We start from the raw sequence: 11,731 nt of genomic DNA, 5'->3' as shown, positions 1-11,731 counted from the left end.
TTTTAATTGATAATAATTATCATTATCGATATTATGGATTATACAAATATCCTATACTTTTGTAAAATAATATTTAGAGGTGCTTTATGAATTCAAAAAGTATTAACAACAATTTATTAAATAAAATGAACAATGATGAACAACATGCATTTGATTATTTATTATCAATCAATGAACAATGGGCACAATTGTTTTTAAATATGCTTTTAGAAAGTCGAGATAAAATATCTCAAAGATTAATTTCTTCATTACATAGAGAAAATTTAATAGACAGTCGGAGTTACAGTAAGATTATTTCTAACCAAGATTTGAACATTGTGCACTTACCAGCAAACAGCAAATTGTTATCCATTGCGTTCCCGAAAGTTAATAAGACGCTATATGCAACGATTACAGGAAATCATGCATTTGATCGACTAGACGTTCAAGGACCATTTTATATTGAAGACAACGGAAATTACAATAGAGTCCAACATCCAAATGAAATATTAAATATTATTTTAACGATATCACCAGAGCTAGATAATGATGCTAGTACACAATTTTATGAAGATTTGAACAACAGTGTCACAAATATGGCCATTGCATTAAGTTATCAAGCATATACATTAGAAAACAATAAAAAAAGCTTATATGAATTAATCATGAATGCAGAAGACAGTTATTTGAGTTCTGAACAATTTGTTATAGAAGGACACCCTATTCATCCGGGTGCTAAATTACGTAAAGGAATGTCACCAGAAACTGTAATTAATTATTCGGCTGAATTTAGTAACGCCATTTCCTTACAATTTGTTTTAATACATAAATCAATCGCTAAAGTGCAGACCTATACTGGAGAAGAAAATGATTTACTTTTTAAATCATTTGAAGGATTAGAAGCAACTGTCATGGATTATGTTGGTCGCGATCAAATTAATCAATATTACGTCATGGTCGTCCATCCATGGCAATACGACCATATCTTATTACAAGAATATAAAGAAGAATTAAAAACAAATCGATTGATACCAATTGATTATCAACAATCTTATTACGCAGGATTATCATTTAGAACTTTAATGCCCAAATATCCTAAAAAGTCACCTCATATCAAGTTATCAACCAATGTTCATATTACTGGTGAGATTAGAACATTATCTGAGCAAACTACAATAAATGGTCCACAAGTAACACATATCCTTAATGATATAAAACAAAAAGATTCATTATTTAAGCATATAAACGCTGATACAATTGATGAACTTGCTGGTATTCATTTTTATAATTCATTGGACAAAGTCTCTACCAGAACTAAAAGAAGTGAACAACTAGGTACATTATTTAGAACCAATATTTATCATTTAATTAAAAATGAAACTACACCTATCATTCCTTCAGCGTTAGTTAGTTCAACTATATATAATAATGAACCATTAATTGTTTCGTTAATTAACAAATATAAAGAAAAAAATAAGTTTCCGACCTTTGAAATCGCTGCTTTATCTTGGATAAATCAATACGGTCAAGCCTTAATAGATATCACGATTCCTCTATATGTGAAATACGGTATCGCCCTTGAAGCACATTTACAAAATTCAATCGCTACATTTAGTGAAGATGGACGATTAGATAGGCTTTATATACGTGATTTTGAGGGGTTACGTATCGATCGCATACGCTTGAATAAGATGGGTTATAGTACTGCAAGTTTTCATGAAAAATCTTTAATTTTATCTGATCAACCTCAAACAGTATTTAATAAAGTCTTTTATTCAAGTATTCAAAATCATCTCGGTGAATTAATTGTCAGTATTACAAAATCAAGTGAAAATTCTAATTTTGAAAAACAACTTTGGCAATTGATTCGAGATATTTTAATTGCTAAATTAAATGATATTGCAAATGATATAGATGACCAACAACGCGTGAAAAATATAAAATCAATCCTATTGGCACCCAAAATAGATTATAAATGTGTTACAACCATGCGTTTGACTGATGAAGCGGATTACTATACCTATATTAAAGTTGACAATCCTTTACATCAGAAATAAATATATATAAAACTACCGGTAAAGGATTACCTTTACCGGTAGTTTTTAAATTAAGCGTTATTGTAAGCCTTTATTTTCGTTGCTTGAATTTTGGCTTTTTTCATTTTTTTGTGACCATTCTTTTCTAGTCATCACGTCTTCAACACGCATATTCACTTCTACAACTTCAAGACCAGTAATATATTTTACTTGTTCTTTAACTAAATCTGTTACTTTGCGGAAAATTTTAGGTGCAGATTCACCATATTCTAAAATAACTTTTAAATCAACTGCAGCTTGTTTTTCGCCTACTTCAACGCTAACACCTTGTGTTACATTGTTGCTGCTTCCGAATGAACTAGAAATGTTATCAACGAAGCCGCCTTTCATTTCTAAAATACCATTTACTTCGCGTGCGGCAATACCAGCAATTTTTTCAATAACTTCGTCTGAGAACGTTAACTTGTTCGTGAATTCTGGTTCTTGTTGCTGTTGTTGCTGCTGTTGTTGTTTTTCTTGCTCTTTTTCGTTTACTCCAGTTTGGTTATCATATGCTTGTTTTGCTTTATTGTTATCTACTGCCATAATTAATTCTCCTTTGTTATATAAGATTTTAAAATTAATAATGTACTATTTAAATTAATTAACTCCATCGATTTAAGAAATTTAAAAAATCTTGCTTACGATCTTTAGTATACCCAATACCAATACCAATTAAACATAAAACAATAATTAATATTGTACTCCAGAAACCTAACGTTAAAAATAATATAGCGATAATTAGAAATGCTAAAAATCCAATTATTCTCCATTTAAATGTTTTGAAAAAATCAACAACTTCTTGTGTAGAATCTTGTCTTTGTTGGTTATTATTGTTAGCCATGATAACCCTCCCTTACAACACACGTTTGCCTGAGGCTTTTTGATCTCTAACGTTAACCTCTAATTTTGAAACTGGTAATTCTGTGAAATGCTCAACATTTTGTTTAATGTCATTTCTTATTTCTTCTGTTAATGAACCAACTTGAACATCACCTGGAACAAAGAAATCTGCTTTTAAAGCAATATGTGATTTCTTTTTCTTGTTATATAGTTTCGCTATAACATTTGGTTGACGAATTTGGTCATATTTTACAAGTGTATCGTATGCAGATTTTTCAACTGCTTTTCTCGAAACATAAATATGTCCATCTTCATAGTCTTTATAAAGTCCAGGTTTTCTATACGTAGGTTTAAACAAGCTAAATACAAGTATTAGACCTATTAAAATCAACAAAGCTGATAAGCCAATTAACGTTGGTTCAAACCAATTAAATTGCTTGAAGTAGTCCTGGTACTCACTAATTCTAGAATCTTTGATATACATAAATAGTAAAAAACCAACGATGACTACGATTAATAGACCTAGTATAAAATTTTTAATTCGCTTCACCTCGTATGACACCTCCTATAGTCAAATTATATGTACATGTCATACATCTTTATACCCCGTTAAATAAACGTAAAAACATTTTAAATTGAAATTATAATGTATTTGGTAAAATAATTTTAATCACTGTCATGATGCATTTGTAATTAGGTATTTTTTTCATGATCTTGATTTGATTTTCGATATTGTAAATACTTTTCATCAGAAACAAGTAATTTATTGCTAGGACGCGGTTTTTCAATTGATAATGATTTGAATAGTGACCAAATCATAAAGATAATGACGATTGAAAAAGGCAAAGCTGCAATGATTAATAAATTTTGTATTGATTGTGTACCACCTGTATAAATCATAATCATCGCAAATAAAGCTAAAATAATCCCCCAGCTTACTTTTACTATACCGGATGGGTTTATACTACCTTTAGAGCTCAACATACCAAGCACGTAAGTTGCTGAGTCTGCTGAAGTAACAAAGAAAATCATAATTACAATGAGCGTGATAATACTGAGTAAAAATCCTAATGGGAAATGCTCAAGCGTTGCAAATGTTGCAGTTTCAGTTGCCTCTTTAGCAATGTTGGCAATACCATTTTGCTGTAAATAAATTGCAGATGCCCCGAATACTGCAAAGAATAAAAAACAAACAAGTGCTGGTACAAAAAGTACACCTAAAATAAATTCTTTAATTGTTCTACCTCGAGAAACCCGAGCAATGAATATACCAACAAATGGCGCCCAAGAAACCCACCATGCCCAGTAGAAGATTGTCCACTGTTGTAACCATTGGAATTTCTCTCCACCTGCTTGTGGAATACGTAAACTCATATTAAAGAAATTAGCAATATAATCACCCAATGAATTCGTAAACATATTTAAAATGTTTAACGTAGGACCGACACAAAATAATGCAATCAAAACTACAAAAGCTAAAAACATATTAATATTACTTAAGTTTTTAATGCCTTTATCAATACCGGACCAAGCAGACCAGGTAAATAACACTGTAGCTATAACGATAATCACAACTTGTGTACCAAAATTAGAAGGTATTTTAAATAAGAAATTCAACCCTTCATTAATTTGTAATGCACCAAAACCTAATGTCGCAGCAACACCAGTTACTGTGGCAATAATTGCAAGCACATCGATTGCGCCACCTATTGGGCCTCGCATCATTTTTTCACCCAAAATGGGTCTTAATGTAGCACTAACTAATCCAGGATATCCTTTATGAAAATTAAAGTACGCAAACACGAGTCCAACAATTCCGTACACTGCCCACGCATGTATACCCCAGTGAAAAAATGAAAACTGCATCGCTTCATTTATAGCAGTTTGTGTTCCTGCTTTATGTATCGGTGTTAAAGTAAATGCGTGACTGATGGGTTCAGCTGTTGTCCAAAATACTAAGCCTATCCCCATACCTGCACTAAATAACATTGCAAACCATGATTTAAGTGAAAATTCTGGGTCTTCTCCCTCTTGCCCTAAAGTTATTGTTGAATATCTAGAAAATAATAAATAAATAGATACAACTAAAATGGCTAATACTAATAGTAAATAATACCATCCAAAATTTACTGCAATAAAATTAGTAATTGCTTGTGTAACCGATTCTAATTGTTTAGGCGCAATTGCTCCATATATAACAAATAGCGTACAAATCGTTAACGCTACCCAAAAAACCACTGTTAATTTTCTAAATCGCATATTAACATGACACTCTCCCTTTACTTTATGTGTCACATATACCCTTACATCGTGCTAATATGCGTAATTTATGAATTTAATTGCATTTAACATTTTAATTTATATATAACTTTTATTTTAAGACACACATATATTCAAAAGTGAAAATGATGATACCGAACATATGATAGACTGTTATGTTGAAAAAATAAAGGAGCAAAATAACAATCAAATATAATAACTTGACTGTATTTGCTCCTTGAAAGCTCTTAATTTAATCAAATCGCTTTGGCATATCACATATGATTTAACAATAATTTATATATAACTAACAGTGTTTTCGTTAAGAATACTTTTCACTTTTGTTAAATTGAAATAACCAATTTACCGATCATTCTATGATTTTCCATTTTTCTATGCGCCTCAAAAATATTATCTGCTGTTAATCCTTTTAACACTTCATTTGCTGTTGGTTGATAATCACCAGATTCTACTTTATCAGTGATGTCTTTTAGATACGTACCGTGAATAGCCATATCTTCTGTTTGATTCAAAGGTCTTGAATACATATATTCATGAGTAAAGGTGATGCTTTTAGGCTTTAGTAAATTCAAATCTTGCTTATGATTGAAAGCAACAATTGTCGCAATTTTACCACGTGGTTTTACAAGTTCAATCATTTTTTCATAATATAAGTCCGTATCAAAAGTACAAAAAATATAATCTACTTCACTAATTTCATATTTTTTAAATTCATCTGTCAAATTATTTTTATGATTCAACACGATGTCCGCACCTAATGATTTTGACCAATTATACGTTTCATCACGTGATGCAGTGGTGATGACATGTAATCCGTAATATTTTGCTATCTGTGTCGCGATACTGCCTACGCCACCTGCCCCATTAATTATTAATAAGGATTTACCTTTATTTTCTTCAGGATTCTTAGAAATATTAAAAACATCAAAAAGTGTCTCTGATGCTGTTAAACCAGTTAATGGTAAACTTGCCGCTGCTGTATCACTAATATTACTTGGCTTTAATGCTACTAAACGTTCATCAACAAGTTGATAGGTCTGATTTGAGCCTTGATATGATGGTGAGCCTGAGTAATAAACTTCATCTCCAATTTTAAATTGTTTAACATCTTCACCTAAATCTTCTACAATGCCTACAGCATCATAACCTAGAATTCTTGGCGACTCATTTATAGACGATTGTCTAATTTTCGTATCTACTGGATTAACGCTAATAGCTGTTAAACGTACTAATAACTCACGCTGCTGAGGTTTTGGCGTCTTTATATCCATTTCATAAAATTGATTACCCTCATCTAATGTAAACGGTTTGTCTGCACCAATTGCTTTCATATGTGCATCTCCTTTAGCTATAAATTATCTGATACTTGGACCACTTGTTTACCAAAATTGTCTCCAGTAAATAAATTTCTAAATGCATTAGGCACGTTTTCAAATCCTTCTACGATTGAAGTTTTTGTTTTTATTTTGTCTTCATTTACCCACTGTGCAAGTTGCTGACTAGCTTGTTTAAAGTCGTCTGCATAATTAGCCACAACAAACCCTTTCATAAGTGCTTGTGATTTTATTAAAATTGGTTGAATCCGTGGACCATGCTCGATACCCTTATCATTATAACCAGAAATCGCTCCACATACTGGAATTCTAGCAAATTGATTTAAGTGTTTCATAACTTCATCTGCAATGTGTCCACCAACATTTTCAAAATAAACATCTACACCATCAGGCACCGCTTGAGCTAATTTTTCTGAGAAGTTATCAGCTTTATAATCTACGCTAGCATCAAATCCTAATTGATCAGTTAAATATTCTGTTTTACTTGTTCCACCTGCAATACCAACTACACGAGCACCTTTGAGTTTAGCAATTTGACCTACTACTGAACCCACAGCTCCTGAAGCTGCAGATACAACAACTGTTTCCCCTTCTTTTGGTTGTCCAATTTTTAGCAATCCGTGATATGCTGTTTGGCCAGTCATACCTAGTACGCTAAGATATAAGTATAGTGGAATGTCTCGCTGGGTAATTTTCGTAACACTTTGTGCTGATACATTTGTGTGTTTTTGCCAAGGTAGCATACCTACAACATAATCGCCTTGTTCAAAACCATCAGCATTGGATTGTATTACTTTTCCAACAATATGTCCTGCCAATGGTTTATCCAATTGAAATGGTTGAATATAAGATTTACTATCATCCATTCTGCCACGCATATATGGATCTACCGAAATATATATCGCTTCAATTTGAATCTCATCTTTACTAGGCTCATCTATTTCAACAGTTTCGTATCTAAATACATCATCCGAAGGTATACCTTCTGGACGTTTTGCTAATACAATGCTTTCTGTTTTCATTATTTTGCCTCCATTTCATCTTTTCTTCTATTTTATAGTGATGAGGTGATGCAATCAATCAAATCGCTTATTTGATATTTTGTCCACATGTTATGATAAACAGAATAGAGCACTTAAATGATTGTAATGAAGGAGAATGTAAACATGCGATTAAGTATACTAGACTATGTCCCAATATTTGAAGGTAGTGACACCACTCAAGCGATAAATCATTCTGTTGAATTAGCTCAACTTGCTGAATCATTAGGTTTTTACCGATTTTGGGTTGCTGAACATCACAAAGTATTGTCAGTTGCTTCTAGTGCTCCAGAAATGATTATGATGGCTTTGTTAGAAAATACGACTTCAATACGCATTGGCAGTGGTGGCGTTATGCTTCCCCACTATAGTGCTTATAAAATAGCAGAAGTCTTTAAAATATTAGAAGGACGTCACCCTCGTAGAGTAGATTTAGGCATTGGCCGCTCTTTCAGTTTTAAAAATGTAAATCAAGCGTTAAATGAAAACAAAACAGCTAACATTGATTTTGAAACACAAATTTTGGATCTAACAAACTATTTTAATGATGACATTCAAAAGCAAAGATTTCCTGGATTATACGCCACGCCTTTAATCCCAACGCAACCTAATATGCATTTATTAGGCACAAGTCAAAATAGCGCTGAACTCGCTGCACAACACGGCTTACCTTTTGTCACCGCTTTAATGGGGAAAAATAAAAATAAAGTTAAACAATCTATCGCTGTTTATCGCAAGCTATTTTCAGAACTTCATCCAAACCGAACACCTTATGTTATAATTTCAACTTTTGTCATCACAGCAAATGACATTCAAAAAATCAAAGAGTTAGAACAAGCTTTTCATCTATGGCTATTACGCATTAATTATTTAAAACAACCTAGTCATTATCCATCAATTACATTTGCGCAACAAAGACAGCCATCCACTAGAGAAATAGAAAAAATGCATCAAAATAAAGCACGTGTTATCATTGGTTTGCCAAATGAAGTTTCCACTCAACTTAAAGCTATCGCAAATCAATATAATGCAGATGAAATGATGATACAGCCACATGTATATGGTGAAGCAAATCGCAAAAACTTACTACAATTATTAGCAGCTGAAAATAATACATTTTAAGCCTTTTAGAATGAGTAAATAACATGGATTCAAAACTGTACAAAAGATAATTCTAAAATCATAGAGTTATCTTTTTCATTTATAAGCCCCAAAGAAATGCATTCATTTGATCTGTAACTTTTTTATTATCATGGAGCTCACTATGTTCTGCTTTTGGTCCATATACTTTGTATGTTTTATAAGTTTTAACGTGATTTGACAAGAGATACCTTAACGATTCTGAAGATACATTTGTAACTCTACCATCAGAATGGGTTCCGTCTTTTAAATCTCCATAAATATTAAGCACTTCAGCATTTCTAGGATAGTGCGCTTGCATAGATAATAAATTTCGATATTCTTTTAACATCCTGTTAGGTTTGCCATTTTTATCTAAATATATATTTAAGTCCAAACCATTGATATCCACTTCCCCGTTAAAGTTTCCAGCTAAACTCACTTGCTTATTTAACTTAGGTAAGGCACTATCATCACCATACTTTAACATATAATAACTAAATGATTGATTTCCCATAGAATGAGCTACAAAATTGAATTTTTTAAAATGATATTTTGCATTAAAAGCAATCATAACATTTTTAATCCATTGCGCATCTTTTTCTAAATCTTTTTCTTCATTATCTTCAAAAATGATTTTTATAATCGGACGTTTCATATTGTTAACTATATTTTTATTAAATGTCACCTTTCCATTTGATGAAACTTTGGCCTCAACAACGTCATTTGTAATATTATTTTGAATTGCTGAATTAACCATGTATTTTTCTGAATTAGCTGTACCGGCAAAACCGTGCAAAAAAAATGTAGGAATCGATGTCTCGTTAGACATGTTTTTAATGTGGGTTTTGTTAAACAGTTGATTCAAAGTCAAAACGATAATACTAGCTAAAAAAATAAATATTAACACGAAAACCAATTGCTTCAAGAGATGTTTTAATTTATTGAATGCCATATGTATAACCTCTAATACCATTTTTACTTTATTATACTTCATACTAACTGAACTTACTAAAGTAAACCAAATGCTTTGAATTTTAAAAGTAGCAAAGTTTGTTTTTTTAATATTTTATAAATCAAAAAAAACTTCCCATACAAATATGGGAAGTTAGAAATATTGTTGCTATATAAACAACAATTACTTAAGCAATTAATGTACAAATCTGTAGGTGAATCGTATTCGCCACAGTATTTGATATATTAACGTTTTGAGAATTGTGGTGAACGACGAGCTTTTTTAAGACCTGGTTTTTTACGTTCTTTCATACGTGGGTCACGTGTAAGTAATCCAGCGCGTTTTAATGAACCTCTATATTCAGGATCTGCTTCTAATAAAGCACGTGCGATACCGTGACGGATAGCTTGTGCTTGTCCAGTGAAACCACCACCGTGAACGTTAACTAATACATCATAGTTACCTTTAGTTTCTGTAACATCAAATGGTTGGTTTAAGTCTAAGATTAATGATTCGAATGGTAAGTAGCTACGTACATCAGTGTGATTAACAGTAATGTTACCTTCGCCAGGTACTAAACGTACACGTGCTACTGAGTTTTTACGACGGCCTGTGCCTTTATATTCAACTTGTGCCAATGTAATTTCCTCCTTTTAATTAACCACGTAACTCGTAGTTTTCTGGTTGTTGTGCAGCGTGTGGATGTTCAGCGCCACCATATACAAATAATTTTTTGCCTTGTTTTTCACCTAGACGTGTGCTTGGTAACATACCTTTAATTGAGTTTTCAAGTAAACGTTCTGGGTTTTTAGCTTTTAACTCACCAGCAGAGATTGATTTGATTCCGCCTGGGTGGTTACTGTGACGGTAATACATTTTGTCTTGTTCTTTATTACCAGTGAATTGAATTTTAGCAGCGTTGATGATAATTACATAATCACCTGAATCAACGTGTGGTGTATAAGTTACTTTATTTTTACCGCGTAGAATAGCAGCTACTTCTGATGATAAACGACCAAGTGTTTGACCTTCAGCATCAATAACATACCATTTGCGCTCAATGTTTGCTTCATTAGCCATAAATGTTTGACGCATATAATTGTCCTCCTAGAATAAATAAATGTTTCTTGTCTAATTGAAATGATATTTAAACTTAAATGCATTTATTTTGTTAATTTATAATTTCTACGTGCTTCTATATCTTGTTACACAATAAGATTCCGGGGCTTATCGTGGGGTGATATAAAACAATACCGTTAGTTATCGTATAATTTTTATGGTGTTTTGTCAATGTAATTTACCTATTTTGTGTGGATTTTTTTTGATATATTTTTATGTCTTCACCAAAATCACTTATGAGTGCTTCGGGAGACAAGTATATATGTTCCAAATATAATCCTTCTGCTGGTGCAGTAAACGGAACTTTATTGCGATCTTTCGCTTTTAATAATTGTGGAACTGACTCAGGCGGAAATTTCTCTTTACCCACACCAATTAAAAATGCAACTAACACACGTACCATATTATATAAAAACCCTGAACCAGTAACTACATAATCAAAACCATATTCTGTTTTTTCGATTCTACTTTCATATAGAGTACGTACTTTACTTTCAACTTCTGTTTTTTGAGAACAAAAACCAGTAAAGTCATGTGTACCCATAAATAAACTGGCAGCCTGAGACATCTTTTCAAAGTCTAAACTTTCAGGTACGTGTGCTTTCAAACCACATTCAAATGGATTTTTATTAGGTGATTGATAAACTTTATAGCGGTAAGTTTTACCCACACAATCATATCTACAGTGGAATGACGCATCTACAAATGAAACATGTTTCACAAAAATATCATCAGGTAATGCCCGATTCATTGCATACTGCCATTGATCTGGTAAAATGTTAAGCTCTGAATCAAAATGAAAATATTGCTCTATTGCATGCACACCACGATCAGTTCGGCTACTAGGATGAATTCTAACATGTCGCTTGTGCATGCGCTTAAGTATTTTTTCAAATTGCTGTTGTACCGTTCTACCATTATTTTGAATTTGAAAACCTAAGAATTGACTACCTTGATACGAAATATTTACTAAAACACGAACCATCC

Annotated in this window: 12 protein-coding genes; 2 read left to right on the top strand and 10 right to left on the bottom strand. The window is 32.2% G+C overall.

The features are described from left to right. The first annotated feature begins 86 nt into the window (after nt 1-86). Nucleotides 87-2,036, top strand: coding sequence for an IucA/IucC family protein (locus CD150_RS05445; RefSeq protein WP_073343751.1), 1,950 nt, complete (start codon nt 87-89; stop codon nt 2,034-2,036). 57 nt (nt 2,037-2,093) lie between these two features. Here CD150_RS05445 and CD150_RS05440 read toward each other — a convergent pair whose 3' ends face one another. The 6 genes from CD150_RS05440 to CD150_RS05415 all read right to left on the bottom strand — a co-directional run bounded on the left by CD150_RS05440 (nt 2,094) and on the right by CD150_RS05415 (nt 7,533). Continuing rightward, nucleotides 2,094-2,600 (bottom strand): Asp23/Gls24 family envelope stress response protein, encoded by a 507-nt coding sequence (locus CD150_RS05440; protein WP_046208404.1) that lies wholly within the window; start codon nt 2,598-2,600, stop codon nt 2,094-2,096. Nucleotides 2,601-2,658: 58 nt separating this feature from the next. Beyond that, nucleotides 2,659-2,898 carry a DUF2273 domain-containing protein gene (locus tag CD150_RS05435; RefSeq protein WP_019468675.1) on the bottom strand — a complete coding sequence of 80 codons (240 nt, stop codon included), beginning with the start codon at nt 2,896-2,898 and terminating at the stop codon, nt 2,659-2,661. A 12-nt stretch (nt 2,899-2,910) separates the two neighbouring features. Further along, entirely contained in the window at nt 2,911-3,447 is a 537-nt protein-coding gene (amaP, locus tag CD150_RS05430) for an alkaline shock response membrane anchor protein AmaP (RefSeq protein WP_073343754.1), read from the bottom strand. Between the two features lie 143 nt (nt 3,448-3,590). Next, nucleotides 3,591-5,156 carry a BCCT family transporter gene (locus tag CD150_RS05425; RefSeq protein WP_046208405.1) on the bottom strand — a complete coding sequence of 522 codons (1,566 nt, stop codon included), beginning with the start codon at nt 5,154-5,156 and terminating at the stop codon, nt 3,591-3,593. Nucleotides 5,157-5,500: 344 nt separating this feature from the next. Continuing rightward, the gene (locus CD150_RS05420) at nt 5,501-6,508 is read right to left on the bottom strand and encodes a zinc-binding alcohol dehydrogenase family protein (protein WP_103161413.1); all 1,008 of its coding nucleotides are present in this window, start codon (nt 6,506-6,508) and stop codon (nt 5,501-5,503) included. Between the two features lie 17 nt (nt 6,509-6,525). Continuing rightward, nucleotides 6,526-7,533, bottom strand: coding sequence for an NADP-dependent oxidoreductase (locus tag CD150_RS05415; RefSeq protein WP_073343765.1), 1,008 nt, complete (start codon nt 7,531-7,533; stop codon nt 6,526-6,528). A 144-nt stretch (nt 7,534-7,677) separates the two neighbouring features. Here CD150_RS05415 and CD150_RS05410 point away from each other — a divergent pair, with 144 nt between their 5' ends. Further along, nucleotides 7,678-8,673 carry an LLM class flavin-dependent oxidoreductase gene (locus CD150_RS05410; protein WP_103161412.1) on the top strand — a complete coding sequence of 332 codons (996 nt, stop codon included), beginning with the start codon at nt 7,678-7,680 and terminating at the stop codon, nt 8,671-8,673. A 79-nt stretch (nt 8,674-8,752) separates the two neighbouring features. Here CD150_RS05410 and CD150_RS05405 read toward each other — a convergent pair whose 3' ends face one another. From CD150_RS05405 to truA, 4 genes are all read right to left on the bottom strand, one after another. Beyond that, nucleotides 8,753-9,625: an alpha/beta hydrolase gene (locus tag CD150_RS05405; protein ID WP_073343771.1), complete on the bottom strand. Its 873-nt coding sequence runs from the start codon at nt 9,623-9,625 to the stop codon at nt 8,753-8,755. Nucleotides 9,626-9,870: 245 nt separating this feature from the next. Beyond that, a complete protein-coding gene (rpsI, locus tag CD150_RS05400) occupies nt 9,871-10,263 on the bottom strand; it encodes a 30S ribosomal protein S9 (RefSeq protein ID WP_019468668.1) in 393 nt (130 codons plus the stop codon). Nucleotides 10,264-10,282: 19 nt separating this feature from the next. Continuing rightward, nucleotides 10,283-10,720, bottom strand: coding sequence for a 50S ribosomal protein L13 (gene rplM / locus CD150_RS05395; RefSeq protein ID WP_046208411.1), 438 nt, complete (start codon nt 10,718-10,720; stop codon nt 10,283-10,285). Between the two features lie 202 nt (nt 10,721-10,922). Continuing rightward, nucleotides 10,923-11,729 (bottom strand): tRNA pseudouridine(38-40) synthase TruA, encoded by an 807-nt coding sequence (truA, locus tag CD150_RS05390; RefSeq protein ID WP_103161410.1) that lies wholly within the window; start codon nt 11,727-11,729, stop codon nt 10,923-10,925. Nucleotides 11,730-11,731: the final 2 nt, after the last annotated feature.

Source organism: Staphylococcus ureilyticus (assembly GCF_002902235.1).
Classification (GTDB): domain Bacteria; phylum Bacillota; class Bacilli; order Staphylococcales; family Staphylococcaceae; genus Staphylococcus; species Staphylococcus ureilyticus.
Note: the sequence above shows the minus strand (reverse complement) of the source record. Positions and strands in the feature narration are given on the sequence as shown.

Excerpts from the sequence above, each read along its gene's own strand:
- CD150_RS05445 (WP_073343751.1), top strand. The coding sequence starts at position 87 with ATGAATTCAAAAAGTATTAACAACAATTTATTAAATAAAATGAACAAT.
- CD150_RS05440 (WP_046208404.1), bottom strand. The coding sequence starts at position 2,600 with ATGGCAGTAGATAACAATAAAGCAAAACAAGCATATGATAACCAAACT.
- CD150_RS05435 (WP_019468675.1), bottom strand. The coding sequence starts at position 2,898 with ATGGCTAACAATAATAACCAACAAAGACAAGATTCTACACAAGAAGTT.
- CD150_RS05425 (WP_046208405.1), bottom strand. The coding sequence starts at position 5,156 with ATGCGATTTAGAAAATTAACAGTGGTTTTTTGGGTAGCGTTAACGATT.
- CD150_RS05420 (WP_103161413.1), bottom strand. The coding sequence starts at position 6,508 with ATGAAAGCAATTGGTGCAGACAAACCGTTTACATTAGATGAGGGTAAT.
- CD150_RS05415 (WP_073343765.1), bottom strand. The coding sequence starts at position 7,533 with ATGAAAACAGAAAGCATTGTATTAGCAAAACGTCCAGAAGGTATACCT.
- CD150_RS05410 (WP_103161412.1), top strand. The coding sequence starts at position 7,678 with ATGCGATTAAGTATACTAGACTATGTCCCAATATTTGAAGGTAGTGAC.
- CD150_RS05405 (WP_073343771.1), bottom strand. The coding sequence starts at position 9,625 with ATGGCATTCAATAAATTAAAACATCTCTTGAAGCAATTGGTTTTCGTG.
- rplM (WP_046208411.1), bottom strand. The coding sequence starts at position 10,720 with ATGCGTCAAACATTTATGGCTAATGAAGCAAACATTGAGCGCAAATGG.
- truA (WP_103161410.1), bottom strand. The coding sequence starts at position 11,729 with ATGGTTCGTGTTTTAGTAAATATTTCGTATCAAGGTAGTCAATTCTTA.